The following is a 23860-nucleotide window of genomic DNA, read 5'->3' as shown; positions in this document are numbered from 1 at the left end:
TAAAAAATCCCTATGTTTTGCTATCCTTAGAATAGCAGGAACATAGGGATTTTTGTTGTGGCAGGTCAAAAGACAAACAATATATCGAAAAAAGAAGCAACCGCTTATCTTTGTAAACGGCTGCTCATTTATCAGTTTTCAGCTTATCTGCTTGTTGACACAAGGACACATACTTTTGAACCTCTGCCTCACTCTTTCCGGCGAAGAAATCCATAGCGGTTTTTGAAATATGCCCTCGCACAATATTGGGAAACAGGATCGCATCAATACTGATATCCAATTCTCTCGCAATAAGCAAGATGGTTTCGGCTTTTGGATTGCTGATTCCGTGTTCCAGATCCTGAATAGTACGGATGCTCATATGGAGCTTATCCGCCAGCTGCCTCTGTGTGTAGCCAATCGCCTTGCGCTTTCGGAGCACTTCCGCAGCGAAGGTATCTAATACATTTTGCACTGTAGTTCACCTCATATATATTTTAGTGTGAGCTACAGTTCGTATAAATATCCTTACGGCTCGCATTTAGTGAGTTGTGGTTCGCTTTTTATGTGTGAAAGGAGCACTATGGTACATATGAGGAGGTTCATTTAAGCTAACGGCGGAAGACGAAGTCTATTTTTACTTCTCTTAGAGCATAATACTTGGACACCTAAAACGAGTTGCACTCACGAATATGAGTTGCAGCTCGTTTCTTATGTATTGCAACTGCTTTTCTCAATTATTTGGGACACACCGCCCGGCACATATTATCATAACGACACTTGTATATACGCAGAGGAAAGCGCATTTTCGGATTTTCATGTCCGTCAATGCGCTTTCTTTTGTTTTAACTGTCATTGCCCCGGGTGCCGTTCTCCTCCGTGTTTGTCTGCTCCCATACGCCAGACAAGAAACACGGAGGGTTTTATATGTATAAAAAGAATAATGGCTCAACTGAGCAGGAAATATTGCAAAACCAGTTTTCGGCCTATGTGAAAAAGGCAGTCCATAATCGGAGAATTCAATTTTTGACCGAGAAAAGCCGCAAGTTTCGCTTTGAAACACCGCTTTTTGACCTGGACTATCTCCTGTTCGATACAACGGACATCATTCAGGAGATCACGGATCATGAGACCGTGCGGCAAGCGCTTCGGTCAATCAAGGAAAACGAACGGCGGATCGTCCTTGAAAGAATCATTGAGGAAAAAAGCTTCGGGCAATTATCGGATGAACTCGGTATGTCCTATAAGACTGTAGCCTCACTGTATTACCGTGCAATAAAGAAGCTCCGCCGATTTATGGAAGAAGGTGAATCAAAATGAATTTCAAAGAGTTACTGTTGCAAGCAAAATTCGGAGACAGAACAGCCACAACAGAATTACTGATGCTATATCAGCCCTTGCTACTGAAAGAATCAATTATAGACGGAATTCTTGACGAGGATCTGTACCAGGAGCTTTGCATTGTGTTTATGCGCTGCATAGACCGTTTTGACCCATAAAATAAAAGGGCGGCAGGAGTTTTGCTCCTGCCGCCCTTACTCATCTTCTGAAACTTGCCATAGTATTTTTGATTGCCGCCATACCATCCTCTCCCAGCAGTTCGGCAGCGTCATCAAAGGCGATCTCTTCGGATTTGACCGTCTTTTTCTCCGGCGCCTGTCCGACATCTTTTGGGGTGGGCTTTTCTGAGTATTCCTCCATAATGCGCCGCACGATTGCTTCAATGGCGTCGGTATTAACTGGTGACGGCTGAGGAATATCGGGCGTTTCGGAGCAATGAATGTAGTGCAGAACTGTGTTTACAAGAAACTGTGCTTTCCGGCGCCCCTGCTGATTGAGTATTTCCGCAACCTGCTGATGCTGCGGATCTCCGCCGCTGAATTGAATAGTGAACTTGTAAATATCTTTCTTCGCCATTCACATCACCCCATACAAGCGGCCTTGAACAACAGCTCGTAGCCCTTTGTATTGGCGGAAATCTCATCGACAAAAATCGGTGCGCCGACCTTGCCGGACGCTTCGATTTGTTTCTTCAGTAGGATAGAACCGCCGCCGACAAACACAGCCTTGCCGGAGCGCAAATCAATCATCCGCTCTCTGAGCTTGCCGAAAAGATCGTTGATAAACTGTTGCGCCTGCTCCTGCACGATACGGATCACACTTTCGTCAAAATCGGTAGGCGTATCCTTCAAGATAGCATCAATGTCCGACTCGTCCAGGAGGATGTCAAAATCCGCATTGACCTTGGATTTGATTCCATTGTAAAGAGTGATGACGCCGTTATCCAGTGAGTCGCAGGCAGACAGATCCGCCTCGCCGTTTTTCACCAGCAGATAGTCGGCAGTAAAACCGCCAATGTCCAGCACTGCAACCTTTGAATACGAATGGATCCGCTGATAGATCGGCATAATGGCAGCGTAAGCCTGCGGAAAGCAAATCGCCGTGCTGATGAATACAGAGTACGGTCTGCCGTCGAGCTGGAAGTCAATAATATCCCGGTTCAGAAAATAGTTTTCAAACCGTTCGTATTGCGCTCCGTAATGGGCAGGCGGCAGGCCTACCGCAAGCTGCACATCTACGATCTCGTCCTTGCGGTACTCGGTTCCGGCAAGCTCAAAGGCAACGGCAAACAGCGTGAGGATAAAATACCGTTCGTCAGCCGTCTTGTCCCGCATATACGGGATGCGCTGATCGGTGAGGGTATAATACTTGCCCTTGTAGAACAGAACATCCTTTCCGAAGGGCGGCTTTGTGTCGCTTTCCCGAAGCCCGGACACAAAGGTCCTGTGGTTGGTTTTGATTTGTTTATTCCCGTGGTCGATACTGATTAGCATGGTAAAATCTCCTTTGTTTTTGGTTTATACTCTTTAATTACGACTTTAATGCGTGTTATTTCAACAGATTTCCGCAAAGGGGCAAAATAGTCCCGCAAGTAAAAAATAGTGATAAGACAAAGCACCTCACGGGGAAAAATCCCGTGAGGTGCTATTCGCTCATATACGATTATGGTCGTTTCGTGCTGAAGTCCTTGAAAGTAATTTGAAGGATGACTTCTTCTCGTGTCGAGGTTACAGATTGCACCTTAGCCTCCAGCAAGTCGGGCATAGCCTGTGCCGTCAGTTTATATAAACTGCGGTAGCGACCTACTATATTGATCCCGGCCTTTACAACGACTGGTATCTCATCGCTGGCAATTCCGATCCGACTGCAAAAGTCGAGAACGGTGATCTTTCTCATGGCAACTCCTTTCTAATGCTTGGGTGAGCAGAGGAGCCTACCACCCAATATCCATTCCTAACTGTTCCATTGCCGACTCCATAGAGAGAACTTTCATCCGCTTGGCGTCAAACACCGAAAAGGAGAGAAGCTCCCCATTCTCGTCGCAGGCAATGGAATTTTCCGATAAAACTGCAGCGTCAAGCTCCTGAATGCCGGCGTACACATTGCCTTCGTTATCCATAAGATACGGAAAAGAAGGTGTGACCTCGCACCCGTTCATCATAAGCCGCGTTCCTTCCGGCAGCTCCATCAGCAGCTTTTCCTTATCTCTGCCGGCAGGCTCTATGTCGAACAGCGTCTGCTGCCCGAAATAGGAGCCGGCATATAGCTTTCGCTTTCTGTAAGGATACTTGCCGGTTTCCGTCTGCACCATCTGCTTGATGCGCTCGACATTGTTCTGCATGGCAGACCAGTCGATCACTTCGTGCAATCGGTGCTCATTGTAGTAACCGGCACTAATATTTACCGCTGCTGTTTTGAGATATGGCGCAACAACGGAAATGTCGCTGAAGGAGCCCATTGCCTCACGGAAACCGAAGGAGCAGACAAACTCAGAAAACTTCGGGTTGTCGCAGTTGTAAAACACAGCGTCGTTGTTCCCACGGCGGTCCACCTCTACAATGTAATTCACATCGATCTGGATCCCGCTCCGTTCAAACGCTTTGGCGCCCTGTCCGCCGGTTTCCTCATCCTCGCAGAACAGCACATGGCAGCGTACTTCGCTAATGATCTGTAAGATCATATATACGCCGCACCGGTCGTCGCCGCCGATCCCTTGCGGGGACATGATATAGCGCCCGTCTTCGGATCGGCAGATGATATGCGGCAGCTCATTATGTACGGTGTCCAAATGGGCGACCAACAGCACCGGCACTGTGCCCTCGGCATAGAGGAAGCCTTTCTTTTTGACTGTCTCATAGCCAAGTTTCTTCAGGTGACCGGCCAGATAATGCTTCAGTTCCTTTTGCCGCATACGGAGAATATCATCAAATCGAATCATCTCGCACCGCCTTCCGCAGCTGTGACCGAAGTCCTGTGGCAGAACGCATTGCCGATGATGCGGCAGATGCTGCAAACGCTGCAGGCCGCACACGGCTCAAGCGATGCCCGGTAGCAGGCTTCGCATATCTCTACCAACCGGCCTCTGCGGTCGTATGCCGGATACATTGTTCCGTGGATCATCTCACCGCACGAGCCGCAGATATGCAGGCACGCATGGCAGTGATAGACTCCTTCAATATATCTTGCATTTTGCTTGGGAACAGTATTGCCGCAATCCTTGCAGACAACGGTATCCTCGCATCGGCATTTCAAGTGACCCGAATGGTACGCTTGGCCGCAGCAAACACAGAGTGATGGGCCTCCAATGACGAAATGACTGGGTGCGGCAGCGGTTTTTAGCATCGACAGATTCCCGTAGTAATTATAGTCGGGATATTGACGGCTGCCTTCGCCGCTGGTGCAGCACTCGTTCACATCCTCACGCTTCTTTTTCAGCACCCAACGATTTGGCACACCGAGGCAGGTCGCAATCGCTTTCTGTACGATACTGCGGTACAGATCCATTTGCTCCGACAAATCGCTCGGATAGAGCCTTGATTGAAACAGCGTTTGATCCTTGTAGAAAAACATCTGCCGTGACCGTCTCGGCGCACGGTAATAATGGTCTTTCACTTCCGGGTCAACCGTGAAGAAGATCATGCTCACATCGTCAGTCATATAGGACAGCGTACCGGCCTGATAGCTGCCGCTTTCGAGATTGTGGCAGGAAGTCCAGGTGTTGTCCTTGTTAGACATTTCGAGAAAATCACACGGGTGCAGAGATAACAGCGCCGTTTTGAGCATTTGCAGAGGATTCAGAGAATCGGAAAGCTGGGCAAATACCGCATTATAACGCTCATGCCCGTCCACACCGAAACTGCGGCACAGCTTGCCGATGATCCGGCTGGTTTTCTGTCCCTCGGCGCATTTTATACCGCCACGGGTACGGATGATCTCCAGCGTTTGCTCGGACAGCGTGCTGCTGTACTCGTTGACAGCGGCACGCAGAGCAATGCGGAAATCCTCCAAACGCTGTTCTTCATTGATCTGCTCGGCGGCAAGATCCTCCATAGTAAAAGCAATCTCGTCCACGACATCACGCTGAATACCGCGTCCCTCGTCAAAGGAAAACACGATTGCCTTTGCGTCCTCATCCCAATTCGGATGGCGGCGCAGCAATTCGAGCAATCCTGCTTTTTCTTGTGCCCATAAGTTCAGATTTGTCATAACGCCGGTTTCGCCAAAGGATTTTTCATACTTATACATGACCTCGTAAAAGGCCTTTTTTAATTCTTCCATTCGTTTCAGTCCTTTCCTAAATAGTATTTGCTTCAAATTCAACGCCGATAAAATCATCGGCAGTCAGAATATGCTTGCCGCTGTACCATTCGTCGCCGACGATCTGCTCAGCGGCCTCTTTGCTTTCTGCCGTCACATCGACCGTTCGTTTCAGCGTTTCGGTTATGGTGACCCTATATTTCTTTGCCATAGCATTTCCTCCGATCCGACAAGGGCGGAGAAGAAAAACTTCCTCTCCGCCCGTCATTCTATTGATTATTTACTCTCCGATCATACGGAAAAACTCTGCCGGAGACAGTACGGCAACGCCGAGCGCTTGCGCCTTGGCGAGCTTACTGCCGGCATTTTCGCCGCAGATCAGGTAGTCGGTATTCTTGGATACGGAGCTTCCGGCTTTCGCACCCAAAGAATATATCTTCGCATTGATGCCGTCACGGGTGTACGGCTCGACCTTGCCCGTAACCACAAGCGTTTTCCCCACAAAGGGGTTGTCCTGTACGACGGACATAGCGGTTTCTTTCTTTTCAATGTTTACCATAGGCTTTAATTCCTCCCATAAAATGCGGTTTTCTTCAACTGAAAACCATTCGTGAATGTTGTTATGCAGCGTTTCTCCGAAATCGGGAAGCTGCGTAAAATCATAGCCGGAATCGACCGCTACCTCAAAGGCACGGAGACTCTGATCGAAGCATCGACCGAGCGCAGCGCTGGCTGTGTTGCCGATCATCGGAATATCCATTGCGATAAGATAGCGTTCAAATGTGGTATTGCGGCTTTTTTGAATCGCATCCCACAACCGCTGCCAGGACCTTTCTCCGAAACCGTCCATACGGATGATCTCGTCCCGGTGATTATCCAGCCGGTAAATATCCGTAAAATCCTGAAGCCAGCCACGGGCAATGAATTGCTCCAGCGTCGCCTCTGACAGCCCATCAATGTCCATCGCTTTCTTTCCGACGAAGTGAACGAATTTCCTCAGATTCTGCGATGCACAATTCGGATTGTGGCAGAATAGTGTTTTCGTCAGCTTCTGCTCACCGTCGGTCCGCTTCTGTGTAGTATGGATCATCGTCTGATACCCACAGCAGGGGCAGAGAGACGGAACCAGCACTTCCATTGAAAAATCTCCACGGTCAAGGTTTTCTTCGACCTGAGGGATGATCATGTTCCGCTTACTCACCAGAATGCGGTTGCCCGGCATCAACTCAAGCCCCTCAATAAAAGAGAGGTTGTGCAGCGTTGCACGGGACACCTCGCATCCGTCGATCTCTGCCGTGTCAAAAACAGCTACCGGAGAGATCTCACCGGAACGGGTCGGCGTCCACTCAATGTGGTCGAGCCTTGTTTCAAAGAGCTCGTCTTCAAACTTAAAGGCAAGACCATCCTTGAAATGGTGCCCTGTCCGTCCGCAGGTGCGGGAGTAGGAAATGGAGTCATAGGTCATGACCAGTCCGTCGATCGGCAGATCTTCCTCGGCCGCTTTGTCCCGCAGTACCTTAATGTGCAGATCCATCATATCGTTATTTGCCGTTGCAAACTGAATAGAGCGCACTCTGCCGAAGCCGAATTCAGTGAGCTTTGCCAGCTTCATGCGTTTGCTGTCCGTCTCGGCCTCGATCTCCGGCAGTCCCTCTATGACCGCAAAGGGCAAAAAGTGGACGCACCGCTTGGCGCATACCGCAGAATTGTAAGCACGGACGGAGCCAGCGGCAAGATTGCGGCTGTTTCGGTACGGCTTTCCCGTACTGTCAACCAGCTTTTGGCGCAGCCGTTCAAAGTCGTTACAGTGAATAAAACTCTCACCGGCAACGACCAGTCTTTCCTTGTACGGGATCTGCACCGGTATTCCTTCGATGGCTTCGGCGTTGTGGGTAATATCCTCACCGATGTCGCCGTCGCCCCGGGTAGAGAGCCGTTGCAGAAGGCCGCCCTCATAAATGATCTCGGTCGTCAGTCCGTCCAGCTTCAGTGAGAAATCCACTGTGCGGCCGTCCTGAAATGCAAGCAGCTCGCTTATCAGCTTTGTCTTATCCAGCGATAACAGCGGAATATCGTGCTTTGCCTGCGGCAGCCTCGACACAACGGGGTAGCCCACGGTCTGCGTCGGTGAATTGGACATCACCACGCCGGTTTCTTCCTCCAGTTCAGTCAGCTCATCAAAGAGCCGGTCATATACAGCGTCCGATACTGACGGAGCATTTTGGTTGTAATACTCGTCCCGATATGTATTGAGCCGGGCGGTCAGTTCACGCTGCCGTATCAATCTTTCTTTCATTCTATATCATCCTTTCTCGTTATGCTGCCCGTTCAAGAGCAGGTGCGTATAGCACATTTTCTTTCCAGCTTTCGATAAATCTCTTCACCTTGGGCGGCGGGACAACGTTGTTCTGGATCCTTGCCTGAATGACATCCCCATGCTTCACCTCTACCGTACAATACGGCTTTTTCGGTGCGGACGCTTTTCGGATGAAAAGGATCGTGGTATTATTTTTTACCACATCTTTCACATAGCGTCCGACACAGTGGTGCAGTTTATCGCCCTCCTGTGTGATCTCTTTTGCGGAATGCGGAGGAATAACAACAAACCCCATTTGGGTGTATCCGTAACGGTGCTGCAATCCCTCAAACATTTTGGCAATTCTCCGATCATACGCCTGCGACACATCATTTCGGGACATATCATTTACCCGGTCATGCTCCGCCTTCAAATCATTCGGAAACAGGACAAAGCTGCTTTTCATATCGTGCTCCAATAGTTCGCACATACAAAGGTAATCCTTATAGTCGGACATCATCTCACGCATGGAATAATAACCGGGGGCGTAATAAGAGGTCTTTCGGTGTGTGGCAAACTGTTCCGTAGCATACCGCATCAGCTTATGGGGCGTCATATAGCGCAAGGGAACCGTAATATACGCTTCCTCTCCGATGTCGTTTTTGCTGCACCATTTCATCAGTTCCAGATCCGGTCGGATATTATCCCGCAGAAATGCTTTGATCATCGTAAGCTGGTTCGGCCCGGGGTCGATTGTCTGCAAAAGCGGTATATATTTTTTACCGACACCCAAAACCTCTGTTACGGTTTTGCCCTTGCTGTTGAGCACGCTGTCGTCATAGTAACGAGCCCCGCCTATATCGCCGTAAGCAACATAGGTTGCGAGACGATAGAGCTTCAGCTTTACCAAATACTCCAGCATAGGATAGCGTAAATACTTCTGCAGATACTGCCCGGCATACAAAGGCGTGGGATCTCCTGCATAATATTCCTTCAGTGCGGAATACTGCCACGGCGTTCCTTTCAGTTCACTGTCCAGATTCCGATGATAGAGATAACCGCAGCAGTCTGCCTCAAAATTGTAGTACCACCGGCTGAATACCGGCCTGTCGCCCGGATGCCACGGTGTAATGCGATCCCGGGAATAACCGTAATAGTAGCTTTCACTGGCTATGATCTTGCTGCCGTCCCATTGAAGAAACAACCGTGCGTTTTCATAAACATGAAACTCCGACGTGTCGCTTTTCGGATAACGGCGATAGGCTTTTACGAAACGAATGATCATTTCGTTGCTACCCAGCCGCTGAATAACCTGTGCAGTAGAACGGTCAACTATATATCCGCGGCGCCCACGGCTCTTAAAGGTGATTTTCCTCTTGCAGTGTGGGCAAACGCCTTCGCCGTTGTGCTTGGCTTCAGCGACCGATACATTATGCTTGCAGGCAGTACAGTATGCGTTTTTCGGCGCTTTTCCCTTGGCATAATCATAGAAGATATAATGCGGCAGGGTCTCTCTGTGCATAAAGCCTTTGATGTCCCTGGGTAATGCGCCTACCGGTTTCATCCGCTCGATAATCCTGCGCTGCTTTTTCAGTTCATTTTCCCGTTGCTTTTTCCGCAGCAGATCCAACTGAAACAGGCAGAGGCTTTCAAATCCTTTTTGCTTTTCGGACTGACAATATCTCGTGACCCGTCTCTCGTCGGCCTGGGAATAGAAAGAGCATTTGTCCCTGAAAAAGTAATCCTTTCCGAGGTTCTCAAACATAGACTGCTGCCAGCGTGTGCCTTTATCATCGGTGCATAAGGTGATATAGCCGCCTTTCTGCTGAAACATTGTCCAACGAGGGGTATGATTTCCGGCCAGCACACTTTCCTTTGCGTAGATATACAGTACCAGCGTGCGCTGATGGTCGATGTTTTTGATCGCCGTGCGCACCACATACTTCACCTGATCGGCACAGAAAATGCCGTTTTTCGGGTTAGGACTGTTGCTCGGTATTGCAAATTTGCGCAAGACTCTTTTATTCATCATGCGCCCACCTCAAACAAATTCATCTGCGTGCTATCGTTCGGGTGATCCTCTGCCGGCGGCTCCTTTAGGGGAGCCGACTTTTTCTTGTCGGCTTTCTTATTGGATCTCGGAGCCGGCTTTCCGGGATAGGGCTTCGGAACGAATTTTTCCTCCTTTTCCTTGTCTTCCTCTGCGTCCATATCCATAAAGTATTCTTCGGCCCAGAGATAGCACATATCATCTGGCACATCACAGCCATAACCGCCTGCGATCGGCTTTTCGTCGTTGTCCTTCATTTCCTGCTCGGCAAACTCCTTGGCTTTGCGGGTAATGTAACGGAAACAACGGATCATATTCTTGCGGGGGTGCATGACCTGCCGGGCAAACTCCGGTTCGCTGAGGCACTTAGTCTGAATATGCTCGGTCACGCATTGCTTCATATTGCGGCGGGTCAGTCGCTCGGCGTCATCACCGACACGCTTCATCGAAGCTATCATGACCTCATCATCACCCATAGCTACGGCGTTTTCCCAGGCAGCCTGTTCAGCTTCGGCTTTTTTGCGCTGTTTTTGCTCCCATTCGGCTTTGCGCTTGGCTTCGGCCTCCTCGTGAGCACGGCGCTTTTCGTCCTCGGCTGCAGTATCCTGCATTCGCTGAAGCACTTCCTGTGCAGCTTCGGCTTCCGCCTGCTGCCGCTGATCATCTCTTTGTTCCGCGATAGTCGCCAGATCGGCGCCTTTTTTCAATTCCGTATTGTTGGTATCAACACTCATAAAATGTTCCTCCTATAAAAATAGGGATACAGCGCAGTTTTACCCACGCTGTATCCCATTCTTGACCTATAGCCGTTTCCGGCTGTTCCTATTTCTTTGCGAGCATCGGAGAAAACTTCACCGGACAAAAACCGTCTGTGTCACGGTAGAAATAACGCCGTCCCGTGTCGTCATACAGTTCTATCACATCGGATGGGGCGACACTCCTGCCACGGTAATCCTTCGGCAGAACATCTCCGAAAAGCTCGGCAATGCGTGTGAGCCGCCCTGTATCACTCTCCGTTTCCTCACAATGCAGCATACCGTCATGTATCAGACTATATTGCGCCGCCGGCGGGTATTCGTGACCTGCTTTTTGCAGTTCTTTTATTCCGCCGAAGGCAAAGGGAATGACCTTGTAAAGACTGACCTCCAACTGGTATATCCGAAACCGTTGCTCCTGCCTTTGCGACAGCAACCGACCTTCAAACTCGTCGGAGCTTCTGACGAATAAAGAATACTCTTCCTCCGTCAGTCCGAGATATTCATGCAGTTCGCACGCACATTCCGTGCTTTCGTGCCACTGTGCAATATCATCGTCGATCGCATCAAAGTCACAAAGACCGTACATAAATCTTTGCCTGAAATTCTTCCTGCTATCCTCCTTTGTGTGGGCATTTCGCTTTAAGGCAAGCTGCCAGTCGTCAACGCCCTTATAATTCGGATTCCAGTTAAGTCCACGGCACACCATGCCGTATTTCCTTGCCAATTCGTGCAGCTTCAAGGCGCCCTTGCAGGCTGCTTCATTCCGATATTTGTCCATATCCTCCGATTCAATAATCGTATGCGTACCGTTCTCCGCCAGTTCTTTCAGCAGAAACTCCAGCTGCGCCATATTGTTGACGCCGGCCGTAGCGGCAAAGGAACGGTTCATCAGATAATGGGCAATGTCGGATTTCAAAAGTCCTTCCGTCACATAGACCACGCCTGCATTCGGATCACCGACAAAATGCGCAGGGCTTCCGGAGGAGGTGCCTTTCGGCTTACCGGCAGACGAAAACCAGATGTATTTGGCTCCGTCCTTTTCCGGTGGATCATCCTCATTCTTCAGCGGCACATCCAAACGGATCTGAAAGCCGCTGATAAGACCTTGCCTTGTCCGTGCTGGGATCATAATGCCGGCGGTATAGGTGGAGCTTGCAATCGTCCACTGACCGTCTTTTTGATAAAATCCCGGCACGCCATCCAGCTGATGCCCGTTTTGCAGAAGCCGGTTTGCCAATGAACGGCACATATAGAAGGGAGGCATACTCTTGTAGCCCAACCTCTCAATCTGTTCGTCCGGCAAGCCTCTGACCGTTTGCGGATGCGCACGGTGCTCCTTGGATAGCGTCAGCATAGCAAGAAGTGCGGTATAGGTTTTATGGCGCACGGCAATATCGGCAACAGGCGCAGCTTCGGCGGGCGTTTCCTTCGGCTTATCCGGGTACTTGACCGCATGATCCGAAAGGTTTACTCCGTTGAGCAGCGCATCGCTGATTTCCCGATAGGCAGCGCTCGTACTGATGCTATGCACCTTTGCGTATAAAGCCAGCATACCGCCGCTTTCATCGCAGTAATTGCACCGCCAGGTATCGGTCTGCGTGTTGATGTGCATTTTCCCTCGCTTGTCATTACAGATAGGACAATCCACATAAAACCCTTGCGGGCTCGGCCGCCGTATCCGCAAGTGAAGCAGTTCCGCCACATCCGTTATGTCGAACGGAAAATCATGCGGCTGGCTCATGAACAAGCCTCCTTTCTAAAGAAATATCGGTGAAGGTCAGCTTGCTCTCTGCATTTCATCCAAAGATGCCTGCATAATCGTTGCTGCCGCACGAAGAATGTTATCATTGCCGGAATAGCCGTTGATGTACCATTTCAGGCTCGCAGGGCGGCGGTCAGCTACTTGCGACATTGCCCAGCCCTTGCAGGTGCCAAGCGGCACGATCACATTGCCGGCTTCTTCGTAGGTCATCATGGAGCAGATCGCATCGACCGGCATATCCGCAGAATAAGTCGGCGCTGCCGTATCGGTATCGGCGGTTTCTTCCTCAATTTCTTCACCCTCGGCTTCTTCCGTGACCGGAGCCAAAGGTTCCATGACCTCTGCGGTCGGAACTTCTGCAACGGTTTCCTGAACAGCCAGGGCTTCCTGCGCAGGCTCGTTGTTCACTTCTGTAGCTACCTCAGCAACCGTAACCGGTGCTGCTGGGGTGACTTGCTCCGTCGTAGCGGTTTCCGCTACTGTCGTCTGCTCTTTGACGGTTTCGGCTGCTTTCTCTGCGTTCACTGCAGGTGCGGCAGCAGAAAACTGCACGCCAAATCCAGCGTCCGATAATGCCTGGTCGATGGCAGCGTGCTGCGCCGACTCAATATACAGACCGCCCAGAGTGGCTTTCGCCTCTCTTTGGGCAATGAAGCTGGATCTCGGCTGTGCGTCGTTCTTGTCGAAATACACACGGGCCTCGATGATCGCCAGCTGATCCGTAATCTTGAGGGAGGACAGCTTGATCCTGCCGTTCGGATATTTCAGGCGGAACCAGAGCTTTTTGTATTTGAGGTCAAGAACCTTTTCGCCCTTGGTCGTTCTGCGCAGAAATTTGAGCGGGTCAAAGCCCTGCACCTTGTTCAGTTCGGAAACCACAGGGACAGATTCATACATCGTTGCACTTTGATTTGTATTCATACGGGAAATCTCCTTTCATAAATAAACACGAAGCACTCCTGCACTTTTCTGCAAGCCGCTTCGTATCAACTGACCTTTTTCAATTCATTTTGGCGGGTAAAGGCTTTCAGATATTTGCCGATACGCTCGCCAAGCTGCGTATTTCGTTTTCCGGTGGCCTTTTTGAGAATCGCCATGATCAGCGTTTTCTTCTGACCGACCGGGATGACCTGCTCCTTCGCACGGGTGATCGCCGTGTAGACGATGTTCCGATTCAGCATAATGTAATGGCTGCGAAGAATAGGCATGATTACAATATCAAATTCCGAGCCCATCGCCTTATGCACGGTAGTCGCATAAGCCAATTCCATATGGCTCATTTCTTCCATACCGTATTCGGCAATGCGGTCGCCGGAAAATTCAATCGTCACGTCCATTTCATTCTTTGCATTGCGCCCCATTTTGCGAATATAGCCGATGTCACCGTTGGACGCCTTCGCATTGTTTTTCGTCTGCATCACCTTGTCGCCCACACGGAAGTAGTGGCTGCCGACCTTCAGATCGGCAAACTCATCTCTCGCCGGATTGACAAGCTCACGGATGGCGGCGTTAAGCTGCTCGACCGAAGCCGGCCCTTCCGAACGGAACGGGGAGAGTATCTGCACCTTTTCAATTCCGTGCAAAGCGACCTGTTCACAGAAGATCCTGCAAATAAGGTCAGCGGCTTCCTCCTGCGTCTGGCACTTTACAAACTGAAAATCTTCGCCGTACTGAAGGTCGATATTTGCCTCATTGATGCGCTTTGCGTTATAGGCAATGAGACTTCCTTTTTTCTGACGGAAGATCTCGTTGAGCACCGTAACGGGGATAAGTCCGCTGTCAATCAGCTCACGGAAGACATCACCGGCACCCACGCTTTGCAGCTGGTCCACATCACCGACCAGGATAACTCTCGTACCCATACGGACACGGCTGAAGAACTGCCTTGCCAGCCACATATCGATCATGGAGCTTTCGTCCACGATGATGAGGTCGGCGTCAAGCGGTTCTTTTTGCTTATCCTTTTGGATCGGTCCACTGTCGCCCAGAAGCCCTAAAAGGCTGTGCAGCGTTTTGGCGTCGTTTCTACCCGTGCTTTCTGCCATTCTTCGGCTGGCTCGTCCGGTCGGAGCGGCAAGCAAGATCTTCCCTTTGGGGTAGAGCATCTGAAAGACCTCTATGATCGCCCGCAAGACTGTGGTTTTACCGGTACCGGGAGAGCCTGTGATGATAGACAGATTACTGCGAAAAGCCATATACACCGCCTCGCTTTGCCTTTGTGAAAGGGCAAGACCGAGGTTTTTGCGGACATATTCGAGTGATTCGGATATATCCAGCGTGACCGGCGGTACAGCCAGCATTTCCGCAATTTTCCGGGCGGTTTCATCCTCCTGCACGAAAACATTGCTCTGATAGATGTTGCCGTTGCTTGAAACGATCTCACCCTTGAGGATCATATCCTGAACAACGGCGTCCACTTCCTCGGGCGTGACCTTGACCTGTCCATCGGTAATATTCTCATTGAGCAGCTTCACACCCGTTTTCGCAAGCGCATCTTCTTCCAGAAAAAGATGGCCTTTTTCGTTGCGCCCCGTATCCAATGCCGCAAATACGGCGCCGTGGATCCGCATAGGAGAATTCAGCGGCAGATCGCCCTTGCGGACGATGGCATCGACTCTCTTAAATCCGAATCCGGATACCTGGCACAATTCATAGGGGTTCTTTTGCAGAATGTCTACGCTGCGGGAGCCGAAATGCTCATAAATCTTCATGGCCGTTACCGGCGTGACATTAAATGGGGTCAGCAGGATCATCAGATCCCGCACGCACCGGCTTTCCGCATAGGAGGCTTTGATGTCCTCCAGCTTATCCGGGGTGATTCCTCGAATCTCCAGCAGTCGCTCCGGCTCGTTTTCCAGCACACGCAATGCGTCGGCACCGAAGCGGTTTACGATCAATGCGGCAGTCTTTTCACCGACGCCTTTGATCAGCCGGGAGGAAAGATAACCGTATACGCCCTCTTTGGTCTGCGGCACGATCTCCTCGCACTTATCGACCTGCAGCTGAACACCGTGTTTTCCGTTCTCCCATTCGCCGTCCAGGATCATGCTCACCTTATCGGTTTGAGGCAATTCATACCCGACGGCGATAAACCGGATCATATTGTCCCGGTGATGGTAAGCACTTCGTGCCTGCTGCGGTACGCTTTGGTCGGAGGTTTTCACGCTGATAATGCAATACTTATTGCTCGGATTATAGAAGATCGTCCGGTCATAAGTCCCGACATACCCCACGGTTCACCACTCCTTTCTCGTTTTCTTTCTGTGCATCGTTTTTCATCTGCACCATCCTTTCTTCCGTTTATGCCGCCTCGTCAAATTTGCGCTTTACATAGAAGCGGCGGCTTTCCGATACCGTCACATAATCCTCATAAATATCGGGATGCTGTGCTTTCAGCCGTATCAGATTTTCCTTGCCGATGTCGGGCTTTCTCGTAGGCTTGTAGCTGATGGAATAGGAAACGCCGCCGCTGTTTGCCGTAGCCGTGCAGCTTCGTCCCATTTCCGCCACAATGCGCCCTTGCAGCCGTTTCATCTCGTTTTCGACCCGCTTGACCTCACGGTTCAATTCCGACTTTTCCGCCTGCAGCTCGGTATAGCGCACCAGACTGCTTGCCAGCGGCACACTCAGCTCGATCTCAGGGGCGTTTTCGTCGGCAGGGCCGAAGTGACGCCGAACGCTTTCAAGCGTCAGCTCACCGTCCTCTGTGTACGGCGGCGGTGTCTGTGTCAGAACATGGTAGTTCCAGAAGTTGCCCTCCAGAGCGATCATTTCCGCCTCGTAATCCGGGTCACGCTCAATGTGCCGGATGATGACTTCATTTTCGTTATTGCCGTAAAGGCAGCAGAAGTACACCTCATCCATATTCATCACGCACATATAATGGCGGCCCTGGATCTCGTAGTTGACGGGAACGATCTCCTGTCCGTCGCACCACCAATGATCCTTGGCGTTGTAGTTTGTGGTCTTGATCTCAAGGATCGCCGTTTTGCCGTTTGGCAATCGGATGAAGTAATCAATGTCTGCCAGCATATAGGTGTAGACCGGGTGATAAAACATCTTCTTCACCTGATAGATCTCAAAACCTGTTTTCACATGGAAAATCTCAGCGACCAGATCCTCAAGCAAATGCCCGACCTTCTTTTGCACCCAGTTGCTTTCGCCGTCCTCATACGATACGACTTTGAGTTTGTCGTAGTAGAGGTCGCGGGCGGTCGCAAATGGGGACACACCTAAAATGGCAGCGGCGTCACTTCCGCCGATTCCTCTGCGGCGATATTCCAGCCATTCCTCCTCCGGCAGATCTGCCGTGTCAACCAAAACCAGCGGTTCGTAGGTACTCGTTGTGTTCGGCATATTATGCACCTCGATTCTGAGGCTGATAAAGCCTTGTGCGAGAGACATATACCGTTTTCAGCGGGTACTTTGCAAGCTTTCTTGCCTCCTTTCTTTTTACCTGCTGCTTGAACACAGCAGGTCTGGACACTCTTCTGTGCGAGTGCCGATGGGTTCGTCTTTTCATTCGATTTCCGCCTTTCTAAAAATGTATTCCAAAAGCACGAAGGCTTTTTGGGCATAAAAAAAGCGAGAACAACAGCCGATGCCTTTTCAGGCATTCATGTCCGTAATGAATTACGAACAGGTGTCATTCTCGCAGAGGATATAAATATCCTTAAAAAATAAAAAATGCCAGTACATAACCGGCCTCACGGCACAGTTATACTACTGACATACTGCAAACTTAACGATATGTGCAATGCAGAAGCGTACTGCTGGTCCTTACGGACAACGCACAAAAATCAATTACAGAAGAAGTATAGCACAATATATCGTGTTTGTCAAGAATTTAGAAACTATATATAGTTATGCGGGTGGCAATACGGAAAAGGAAATTTCGCTTTTTTGAATTTTGATTGCAGAAAAGGCGGGTATACCCCCGTGTTTATTAGTGAACGGATAGAGGAAGAAGCTCTATCCGCTTATGCACCTTGAAAACCGAATATCCTTCCGGCGGGAGTTATACAGGATCTGCGGACAGTATGCCACGATGATCGATTCGGAGCGTGCCCACAGAAGAATTGCCGTATAGCGGCAGCCTGCCAATACGCGGCTGAAATGGGCGCAGGAAATGGCCCGGCGGACAGGCGTTTTTAATTTGAACACAAACTAAATATAAATATATGCGGACAGCCCCACACGGGATCTTTTGCGAAAAGTAGTATAATGACAATATCGCAAGGATACTCCATTGCTGCAGGCTGTCAGAAAGGAGGAAAACATGGCGGAATACAAACCGACAGCATTACAGACGAGCAAAAGATACTTGACAGCAACGGATGTTGCCGAATTACTCGGTGTTTCCCGCAGTACGGCATACCGCATTATCAAGCGGCTTAACAGTGAACTGGAAAAAGCCGGAAAGCTGACTGTGGCGGGCAAGGTATCTGCCAAATATTTTTACGAGAATACCTACCTGTAAGTGACGAGGGAAACCGTATCCGGGCGATGAAACTTTTACAGATCGGAGGTGAAATCATTGCCGACCTACAAAGACGAAAAGACAGGGTTATGGTACTGTAAATTTGTTTACACAGATTGGACAGGCACCAAAAAGCAGAAAAAGAAGAAAGGTTTTCGCCTGCAAAAAGAGGCCAAGCAGTATGAACTGGATTTTCTGAGCAAGACATCAAATTCCTGCGATATGCTTTTTAGTGATATGGTAGAGATCTATATGGATGACTGCAAAGCCAGAATCAGACCGACTACCTACAAAGGGAAAGAGGACATCATTGCGGTACATATTATGCCGTATTTCAAGAATTTGAAAGTCAATGAGATCCAGCCGATGAATGTGCGTCGCTGGCAAACCGAGCTGATGAACAATCAGAAGAATTATAAGCCAACCTATCTGAGAACTCTGAACAGCCAGTTGTCTGCGATTTTCAATTTTGCAGTCAAGTATTACGGCCTCGGCAGCAATCCGGTACAAAAAAGCGGAACTATCGGTAAAAAGAATTCTGGCTTGGAACAGATCTGGACAGCGGACGAATTCAAGATTTTTATTGATGCTGTCAGTGATAAGCTGCAGTCCAAGGTCATCTTTAATCTGCTTTACTGGACAGGAATGCGATCCGGAGAAATGCTAGCTTTGACCCTGAACGATTTCGACTTTGAGGAACGGACGGTTTCCATTACAAAAAACTATGCGCGTATAGACGGCGAGGACTTATTCCTTGACCCAAAGACGCCAAAAAGCAATCGCAAAATTACCTTGCCGCAATTCGTTTGCGATTTGGTAAAGGATTATGCCGACAGATTGTACGGCTACGATCCGTCAGATAGACTGTTTGAAGTAACAAAGCATTATTTGAAGCACGAAATGGAAAGGGGCTGCAAGAAGACCGGACTCCGGGAGATACGGGTGCACGATCTTCGTCACAGCCACGCCAGCTTGCTGATTGAACTCGGTTTTGCACCGCTGCTGATCAGCGAACGCCTCGGGCATGAGAGCGTAACGACAACTTTGGAGATTTATTCCCACCTGTACCCGACAAAACACGGGGAAGTTGCAGACCGCTTGGAGGCTTTCGCATAAATTTTTCGTGTACCCGCCGTGTACCTTTCATGTACCCGGAGCAAAAAAGAAACCCGAAAACCCTTGAAAATAAAGGGTTTTCGGGTAAGTGGCGATTACTCCCACTCCACGGTTGCGGGGGGCTTAGAGGTGATATCGTAGACGATGCGGTTGATATGCTTCACCTCACCCACGATGCGGCCGCTGACCTTATCCAGCAGCTCATAGGGCAGGCGGGACCACGTAGCGGTCATGAAGTCCTGAGACTGCACCGCCCGCAGGGCCAGCGTATAGTCGTAGGTGCGCTCGTCGCCCATGACGCCCACGCTGCGGACGCTGGTCAGCACGGCAAAGTACTGACTGGTGGTACGGTCCAATCCCGCCAGAGCCATCTCCTCCCGGAAGATGGCATCGGCATCCCGCAGAATCTCCAGCTTTTCCTCGGTGATCTCACCGATGACACGGATGGCCAGACCGGGGCCGGGGAAGGGCTGGCGCCACACCAGCTGCTCCGGCAGGCCCAGCTCGATGCCCAGCTGCCGCACCTCGTCCTTGAACAGCCGCCGTAAGGGCTCCACGATGTCCTTGAAGTCCACGCAGTCTGGCAAGCCGCCCACATTATGGTGGCTCTTGATGACCACGGACTCGCCGCCCAGACCGGACTCCACCACGTCAGGATAGATGGTACCCTGTGCCAGGAAATCTACGGCGCCGATCTTCTTGGCCTCGGCCTCAAAGACCCGGATGAACTCCTCGCCGATGATCTTGCGCTTGGCCTCCGGATCGGTGACACCGGCCAGCCTGGAGAGGAAGCGGTCCTTGGCGTTGACCCGGCGCACGTCCACATGGAACTGGTGGGTCATGACCTCCTCCACCTGATCGCCCTCGTCCTTCCGCAGCAGACCGTGATCCACGAAGATACAGGTCAACTGATCGCCCACGGCACGCTGCAGCAGGGCGGCAGCCACAGAGCTGTCCACGCCGCCGGAGAGAGCCAGCAGCACACGGCCACTGCCGATCTTGGCCCGGCACTCCGCCACGGCCTCCTCCAGATAGGACGCCATGGTCCACTCGGCGGTGAAGCCGCAGATGCCGTATAGGAAATTCTGCAGCAGCTCCTTGCCGTACTGGGTGTGGAGCACCTCCGGGTGGAACTGCACGCCGTAAAGCTGCTTCTCGGCGCACTGGATGGCAGCGCAGCGGCAGCCGTCGGTGGAGGCCACCACCTCGAAGCCGGGGGCCAGCGTCTCCACCTCCACGCCGTGGCTCATCCAGTACACGGCGGTGGCGGGGATATCCTTAAACAGAGGGCTCTTGCCGTTATGGGTCAGCTCTACCTTGCCGTACTCACGGGTCTCGGCCCGGCGGCACTGGCCGCCCAGCAGATGGATCATCAGCTGCTGGCCGTAGCAGATGCCCAGCACGGGAATACCCATAGAGAACAGGGCGGGATCCACCATGGGAGCATTGGGTTCGAATACCGTGGCGGGGCCACCGGTGAAAATGAGAGCGTCAGGCTGGAAGGCCCGGATATGCTCCATAGACTCCCGCCAAGAGCGGATCTCGCAGTATACGCCGCATTCACGGACACGGCGAGCCACCAGCAGATTATACTGGCCGCCGAAGTCCAGCACTAAAACCTTTTTCATACCGGATCATCCTCCCGGAAGGTGATGTGGTCGGGCGTAGCCTCCTCGATAACGGCCAGAGAGTGGATGTTGTAGCCCTGCTCACGGAAGGAGTCGCCGCCGTGCTGGAAGCCCTTTTCCACCGCCACGCCGATGCCCACCAGCTCGGCGCCGGCGGCATTGACGATGTCGATGAGACCCTGCATGGCGTAGCCCTTAGCCATGAAGTCGTCGATGATAAGGACCTTGTCCTCCGGCCCCAGCCACTCCTGCGCCACGATGAGGGTGGCCTTCTTCTTGTAAGTATAAGAGAAGATCTCGCTCTGGTACAGGCCACCCTCGATGTTGTCGCTCTTGGCCTTCTTGGCAAACACCATGGGCACGCCGTACTTATTGGCGCAGATGGTAGCCAGAGCGATGCCGCTGGCCTCGGCAGTCAGCACCATGGTGATCTTGCTGACGTCAAAATAGCGAGCGAACTCGTCCGCCAGTTCCTCCATGAAGGCGGTGTCCACCCGATGGTTCAAAAACCCGTCTACCTTGATGATGTTGCCGGGCAGGACACGGCCCTCCCGGCGGATACGCTCTTTCAATGCTTCCACGATCCACACTCCTTTATTATAAGTCGCTGGTACTCCACCATATTGACCCTATTCTGCCCAATTTCCGGGGGAAAAACAATAGGGAGAAAAACCAAGCTTTTCTTGGTTTTTCTCCCGGTATTTGTCAGTTCTCCCAGTTCAGAGGCGCGCCTGAACGCTGGGATAAGCTGTCCTTTACGAAGTCGGCAAACCGCTGGGCCGCCGGGGTCAGAGGCACGTCCCGCAGGACGCATAGATCCACGCTGCGGGGCGGGATCTCGAAGTCCGTAGCCAGCTTCCGCAGTCGACCCTTCGACAGCTCTTCGTGGACAAACTCCTCCGTGACGCCCGCCACCCCGAAGCCAATCGCCGCCAGATCTACCAGCAGGCTCCGTGCGCCCAGCTCGATCTCCGGATGCAGCCGCTGGCCATTTTGCAGGAAGTACTTCTCCAGATACAGCCGGGAGGAGGCCTTGCGCTCCAAAAGGATCAGGGGGAAGGCGGCGATCTCCGCCAGAGAATAGACATGGCCGAAGTCGCAGGGGTAGTCCGCCGACGCTACGAACACGGAGTGGGTGGCGAAGCAGGGGTGCGTCTCCAGCGAGGCGGACTCCTGGGGGGTGCTGGCAAAGGCGATATCCACCTTGCCGGACTGCAGCAGCCCCAGCACCTTGTGGCTGCGGCCGGAGACGATCTGGATGTGGATGGCGGGATACTGCCGGTGGAATCGATCCAGATACGGCAGCAGGAACTGGCTGGTGACGGTGTCGCTGGCGCCGATGGTCAGGTGTCCCATCTGCAGCTCCCGGCTCTGGGACAGCTTCTCCTCGCCGGTCTCCAGCAGGCCGATGGCGCTGCGGACGTACTCGTACAGCATCCGGCCGTCCGGCGTCAGGGCCACGCCACGGGAGTTGCGGGCAAACAGACGGGTCTGCAGCTCGCCCTCCAGCTGCTTGATGGACTGGCTGACGGCGGACTGGGAGATATACAGGGCCTGAGCGGCGGCGGTGATGTTGCCGGCTTCGGCCACCTCCTTGAATACACGATAAAGCTCCAATTTCACAGACATGATGCAGGACCTCATAAATAGGGATAATATATATCACTGATGCAATATGCTGTCATTATAGCAGATTTTTACGGGATTGCAAGGGAATTTATAGCGCCCTGTCTCTTGAAACACCGGGGAGAATGTGCTACAATGCCATATAGCATATGGAAAAGGATGACTTCTATGGATAAGCGCACCACAGATATCGTCTGCTACTGCACATGGGTCGGTCTGCTCATCGCCGTGCTGGCGGGGAACCGGGAGGCCAGCCGCTTCCACCTGAACCAGTCGCTGGTGCTGGGTATTTTCGGCCTGCTGGGGGTCATCCCCTGCGTGGGCTGGGTGTGGGCCGTCTTTGTGGCGGTGTGGTGGTGCATGGGCCTTACCGGGGCCATCCGGGGCGTGGAGCGGCCGGTGCCGGTGCTGGGTGGCATCCGTATCCTGCTTTGACGCACTGTTGTATGGAGCGTGCTGCGGCACGATTTTCATAGTGGACCAATGTTCAACAATTAGGAGGAAAAAACCATGTCTTTTATGATCGAAACGTCTGCCCGTCACATTCACCTGACCCAGGAGACGCTGGAGAAGCTGTTCGGCGAGGGCTATGAGCTCACCGTCCGCAAGCCCCTGTCCTATCCCGGCCAGTTCGCCAGCAACGAGCGTCTGACTGTGGTGGGCCCCAAGAAGGAGATGGCCAACGTGTCCATCCTGGGTCCCGTGCGTAAGATGGATCAGATCGAGCTGTCCGCCACCGACGCCCGCACGCTGGGCATCGATGCCCCCGTCCGTGAGAGCGGCGACGTGAAGGGCTCCGGCGCATGTAAGCTGGTAGGCCCCAAGGGCGAGGTGGAGCTGACCGAGGGCGTCATTATCGCTAAGCGTCACCTGCACATCACCGAGGCCGACGCCGCCGAGATGGGCGTGAAGAACGGCGAGATCATCAAGGTGGCCTGCGGCGGCGAGGGCCGTAAGCTGATTTTTGACGATGTGGTGGTTCGTGTCAACAAGGACGCCGTCACCACCATGCACATCGACACCGACGAGTCTCAGGCTGCCGGCAACCCCAAGGTCGGCGAGATCGTGCGGTAAGCAAGCACAAAAAAGGACACGACAGGCTGCGCCTGCCGTGTCCTTTTTTACTTCTTGGGGGATGCCCCATTACAAAGACGCCACGATGGCCTCCAGCTTTTCGGTGAAGTCCCGGTTCAGCCGCAGCAGCAGAGCCTGCTCCTCTGCCGTCCAGCCGGCGTAAATACGGTCCTCCAGACGGATCAGGCGGCACACGGTCCTCTCTGCCAGACGATGCCCCTGTGCCGTCAGGGAGACACAGGTGTGCCGTCCACTGCCGGGGGACAGGGTCAGTATGCCCTCCCGCTCCAGCTTCTTCAAAGCGGAATTGACGGTGGAGCGGCCCATGCCCGTGGCCTCCCGCAGGGCGGACTGGAGATAGCCCGGCGCATTGACGGCCAGCGTGTACAGGATGCGGAACTCGCTGTCCGATAGTCCCATTTTCAGCGCTGCTGCATGATACAGACTGCTGATACGGCCGTCGATCTGATTGAACTCCTGAATGGTGGTCATAT

At 52.0% G+C, this 23860-nt stretch carries 24 protein-coding genes; 6 read left to right on the top strand and 18 right to left on the bottom strand.

Annotated features, from left to right (window positions below; all coding sequences use genetic code 11):
• Nucleotides 1–124 precede the first annotated feature (124 nt).
• Nucleotides 125–454 carry a helix-turn-helix domain-containing protein gene (locus KJS28_RS07285; protein WP_022177419.1) on the bottom strand — a complete coding sequence of 110 codons (330 nt, stop codon included), beginning with the start codon at nucleotides 452–454 and terminating at the stop codon, nucleotides 125–127.
• A 452-nt stretch (nucleotides 455–906) separates the two neighbouring features.
• Between KJS28_RS07285 and KJS28_RS07280 the strand changes: the two genes are divergently transcribed.
• A complete protein-coding gene (locus tag KJS28_RS07280) occupies nucleotides 907–1299 on the top strand; it encodes an RNA polymerase sigma factor (RefSeq protein ID WP_022177420.1) in 393 nt (130 codons plus the stop codon).
• Nucleotides 1296–1478, top strand: coding sequence for a helix-turn-helix domain-containing protein (locus KJS28_RS07275; protein ID WP_022177421.1), 183 nt, complete (start codon nucleotides 1296–1298; stop codon nucleotides 1476–1478). The genes KJS28_RS07280 and KJS28_RS07275 overlap by 4 nt, the downstream gene beginning before the upstream one ends.
• A 40-nt stretch (nucleotides 1479–1518) precedes the next feature.
• Here the strand turns inward: KJS28_RS07275 and KJS28_RS07270 are convergent, their stop codons facing one another.
• The 13 genes from KJS28_RS07270 to KJS28_RS07210 all read right to left on the bottom strand — a co-directional run bounded on the left by KJS28_RS07270 (nucleotide 1519) and on the right by KJS28_RS07210 (nucleotide 16799).
• Entirely contained in the window at nucleotides 1519–1896 is a 378-nt protein-coding gene (locus KJS28_RS07270) for a hypothetical protein (RefSeq protein WP_212819515.1), read from the bottom strand.
• 5 nt (nucleotides 1897–1901) lie between these two features.
• Complete coding sequence (locus KJS28_RS07265) at nucleotides 1902–2813, bottom strand: ParM/StbA family protein (RefSeq protein WP_022177422.1); 912 nt, start codon at nucleotides 2811–2813, stop codon at nucleotides 1902–1904.
• A gap of 169 nt (nucleotides 2814–2982) precedes the next feature.
• Complete coding sequence (locus KJS28_RS07260) at nucleotides 2983–3216, bottom strand: hypothetical protein (RefSeq protein ID WP_022177423.1); 234 nt, start codon at nucleotides 3214–3216, stop codon at nucleotides 2983–2985.
• Between the two features lie 37 nt (nucleotides 3217–3253).
• Nucleotides 3254–4258 (bottom strand): zinc-binding metallopeptidase family protein, encoded by a 1005-nt coding sequence (locus KJS28_RS07255; RefSeq protein ID WP_212819513.1) that lies wholly within the window; start codon nucleotides 4256–4258, stop codon nucleotides 3254–3256.
• On the bottom strand, nucleotides 4255–5565 hold the full coding sequence (locus tag KJS28_RS07250) for a hypothetical protein (RefSeq protein ID WP_213540419.1): 1311 nt from the start codon (nucleotides 5563–5565) through the stop codon (nucleotides 4255–4257). The genes KJS28_RS07255 and KJS28_RS07250 overlap by 4 nt, the downstream gene beginning before the upstream one ends.
• Before the next feature lie 49 nt (nucleotides 5566–5614).
• A complete protein-coding gene (locus KJS28_RS07245) occupies nucleotides 5615–5788 on the bottom strand; it encodes a DpnD/PcfM family protein (RefSeq protein WP_212819509.1) in 174 nt (57 codons plus the stop codon).
• A gap of 69 nt (nucleotides 5789–5857) precedes the next feature.
• Nucleotides 5858–7873: an NAD-dependent DNA ligase LigA gene (ligA, locus tag KJS28_RS07240; protein ID WP_213540418.1), complete on the bottom strand. Its 2016-nt coding sequence runs from the start codon at nucleotides 7871–7873 to the stop codon at nucleotides 5858–5860.
• Nucleotides 7874–7892: 19 nt separating this feature from the next.
• Nucleotides 7893–9905: a PcfJ domain-containing protein gene (locus tag KJS28_RS07235; protein WP_212819505.1), complete on the bottom strand. Its 2013-nt coding sequence runs from the start codon at nucleotides 9903–9905 to the stop codon at nucleotides 7893–7895.
• Complete coding sequence (locus KJS28_RS07230) at nucleotides 9902–10657, bottom strand: PcfK-like family protein (RefSeq protein ID WP_212819503.1); 756 nt, start codon at nucleotides 10655–10657, stop codon at nucleotides 9902–9904. The genes KJS28_RS07235 and KJS28_RS07230 overlap by 4 nt, the downstream gene beginning before the upstream one ends.
• An 88-nt stretch (nucleotides 10658–10745) precedes the next feature.
• Nucleotides 10746–12422: a YodL domain-containing protein gene (locus KJS28_RS07225; protein WP_213540417.1), complete on the bottom strand. Its 1677-nt coding sequence runs from the start codon at nucleotides 12420–12422 to the stop codon at nucleotides 10746–10748.
• A gap of 36 nt (nucleotides 12423–12458) precedes the next feature.
• Nucleotides 12459–13364, bottom strand: coding sequence for a hypothetical protein (locus KJS28_RS07220; protein WP_212819499.1), 906 nt, complete (start codon nucleotides 13362–13364; stop codon nucleotides 12459–12461).
• A 65-nt stretch (nucleotides 13365–13429) separates the two neighbouring features.
• Entirely contained in the window at nucleotides 13430–15676 is a 2247-nt protein-coding gene (recD2, locus tag KJS28_RS07215) for an SF1B family DNA helicase RecD2 (protein ID WP_212819497.1), read from the bottom strand.
• A 67-nt stretch (nucleotides 15677–15743) separates the two neighbouring features.
• Complete coding sequence (locus KJS28_RS07210) at nucleotides 15744–16799, bottom strand: YqaJ viral recombinase family nuclease (RefSeq protein ID WP_212819495.1); 1056 nt, start codon at nucleotides 16797–16799, stop codon at nucleotides 15744–15746.
• A 922-nt stretch (nucleotides 16800–17721) separates the two neighbouring features.
• Here KJS28_RS07210 and KJS28_RS07205 point away from each other — a divergent pair.
• Entirely contained in the window at nucleotides 17722–17922 is a 201-nt protein-coding gene (locus KJS28_RS07205; protein ID WP_021858306.1) for a helix-turn-helix transcriptional regulator, read from the top strand.
• A 57-nt stretch (nucleotides 17923–17979) separates the two neighbouring features.
• A complete protein-coding gene (locus KJS28_RS07200) occupies nucleotides 17980–19038 on the top strand; it encodes a site-specific integrase (RefSeq protein ID WP_212819493.1) in 1059 nt (352 codons plus the stop codon).
• A 95-nt stretch (nucleotides 19039–19133) separates the two neighbouring features.
• Here the strand turns inward: KJS28_RS07200 and guaA are convergent, their stop codons facing one another.
• The 3 genes from guaA to KJS28_RS07185 all read right to left on the bottom strand — a co-directional run bounded on the left by guaA (nucleotide 19134) and on the right by KJS28_RS07185 (nucleotide 22295).
• A complete protein-coding gene (gene guaA, locus KJS28_RS07195; protein WP_213540416.1) occupies nucleotides 19134–20666 on the bottom strand; it encodes a glutamine-hydrolyzing GMP synthase in 1533 nt (510 codons plus the stop codon).
• Complete coding sequence (locus tag KJS28_RS07190; RefSeq protein WP_213540415.1) at nucleotides 20663–21247, bottom strand: xanthine phosphoribosyltransferase; 585 nt, start codon at nucleotides 21245–21247, stop codon at nucleotides 20663–20665. The genes guaA and KJS28_RS07190 overlap by 4 nt, the downstream gene beginning before the upstream one ends.
• Nucleotides 21248–21371: 124 nt before the next feature.
• Nucleotides 21372–22295, bottom strand: a complete 924-nt coding sequence (locus KJS28_RS07185) for a LysR family transcriptional regulator (RefSeq protein WP_213540414.1) — start codon at nucleotides 22293–22295, stop codon at nucleotides 21372–21374.
• A 165-nt stretch (nucleotides 22296–22460) separates the two neighbouring features.
• On the opposite strand from KJS28_RS07185, the gene KJS28_RS07180 reads away from it, so the two are divergent.
• Nucleotides 22461–22727 carry a hypothetical protein gene (locus KJS28_RS07180; RefSeq protein ID WP_228298352.1) on the top strand — a complete coding sequence of 89 codons (267 nt, stop codon included), beginning with the start codon at nucleotides 22461–22463 and terminating at the stop codon, nucleotides 22725–22727.
• A gap of 75 nt (nucleotides 22728–22802) precedes the next feature.
• Entirely contained in the window at nucleotides 22803–23366 is a 564-nt protein-coding gene (locus KJS28_RS07175; RefSeq protein ID WP_021858312.1) for a phosphate propanoyltransferase, read from the top strand.
• Between the two features lie 69 nt (nucleotides 23367–23435).
• Here KJS28_RS07175 and KJS28_RS07170 read toward each other — a convergent pair whose 3' ends face one another.
• Nucleotides 23436–23858: a MarR family winged helix-turn-helix transcriptional regulator gene (locus KJS28_RS07170; protein WP_213540412.1), complete on the bottom strand. Its 423-nt coding sequence runs from the start codon at nucleotides 23856–23858 to the stop codon at nucleotides 23436–23438.
• Nucleotides 23859–23860: the final 2 nt, after the last annotated feature.

Source organism: Vescimonas coprocola (genome assembly GCF_018408575.1).
Lineage (GTDB): Bacteria > Bacillota > Clostridia > Oscillospirales > Oscillospiraceae > Vescimonas > Vescimonas coprocola.
This window is presented reverse-complemented; position numbering and strand designations above follow the sequence as displayed.

Bases quoted from the DNA above. Each gene is read 5' to 3' on its own strand.
- KJS28_RS07235 (WP_212819505.1), bottom strand. From the start codon at position 9,905: ATGATGAATAAAAGAGTCTTGCGCAAATTTGCAATACCGAGCAACAGT.
- KJS28_RS07230 (WP_212819503.1), bottom strand. From the start codon at position 10,657: ATGAGTGTTGATACCAACAATACGGAATTGAAAAAAGGCGCCGATCTG.
- KJS28_RS07220 (WP_212819499.1), bottom strand. From the start codon at position 13,364: ATGAATACAAATCAAAGTGCAACGATGTATGAATCTGTCCCTGTGGTT.
- KJS28_RS07250 (WP_213540419.1), bottom strand. From the start codon at position 5,565: ATGTATAAGTATGAAAAATCCTTTGGCGAAACCGGCGTTATGACAAAT.
- KJS28_RS07270 (WP_212819515.1), bottom strand. From the start codon at position 1,896: ATGGCGAAGAAAGATATTTACAAGTTCACTATTCAATTCAGCGGCGGA.
- KJS28_RS07245 (WP_212819509.1), bottom strand. From the start codon at position 5,788: ATGGCAAAGAAATATAGGGTCACCATAACCGAAACGCTGAAACGAACG.
- KJS28_RS07225 (WP_213540417.1), bottom strand. From the start codon at position 12,422: ATGAGCCAGCCGCATGATTTTCCGTTCGACATAACGGATGTGGCGGAA.
- KJS28_RS07205 (WP_021858306.1), top strand. From the start codon at position 17,722: ATGGCGGAATACAAACCGACAGCATTACAGACGAGCAAAAGATACTTG.
- KJS28_RS07255 (WP_212819513.1), bottom strand. From the start codon at position 4,258: ATGATTCGATTTGATGATATTCTCCGTATGCGGCAAAAGGAACTGAAG.
- KJS28_RS07260 (WP_022177423.1), bottom strand. From the start codon at position 3,216: ATGAGAAAGATCACCGTTCTCGACTTTTGCAGTCGGATCGGAATTGCC.
- KJS28_RS07175 (WP_021858312.1), top strand. From the start codon at position 22,803: ATGTCTTTTATGATCGAAACGTCTGCCCGTCACATTCACCTGACCCAG.
- KJS28_RS07180 (WP_228298352.1), top strand. From the start codon at position 22,461: ATGGATAAGCGCACCACAGATATCGTCTGCTACTGCACATGGGTCGGT.
- KJS28_RS07170 (WP_213540412.1), bottom strand. From the start codon at position 23,858: ATGACCACCATTCAGGAGTTCAATCAGATCGACGGCCGTATCAGCAGT.
- KJS28_RS07185 (WP_213540414.1), bottom strand. From the start codon at position 22,295: ATGTCTGTGAAATTGGAGCTTTATCGTGTATTCAAGGAGGTGGCCGAA.
- KJS28_RS07275 (WP_022177421.1), top strand. From the start codon at position 1,296: ATGAATTTCAAAGAGTTACTGTTGCAAGCAAAATTCGGAGACAGAACA.
- KJS28_RS07265 (WP_022177422.1), bottom strand. From the start codon at position 2,813: ATGCTAATCAGTATCGACCACGGGAATAAACAAATCAAAACCAACCAC.
- ligA (WP_213540418.1), bottom strand. From the start codon at position 7,873: ATGAAAGAAAGATTGATACGGCAGCGTGAACTGACCGCCCGGCTCAAT.
- KJS28_RS07210 (WP_212819495.1), bottom strand. From the start codon at position 16,799: ATGCCGAACACAACGAGTACCTACGAACCGCTGGTTTTGGTTGACACG.
- KJS28_RS07280 (WP_022177420.1), top strand. From the start codon at position 907: ATGTATAAAAAGAATAATGGCTCAACTGAGCAGGAAATATTGCAAAAC.
- guaA (WP_213540416.1), bottom strand. From the start codon at position 20,666: ATGAAAAAGGTTTTAGTGCTGGACTTCGGCGGCCAGTATAATCTGCTG.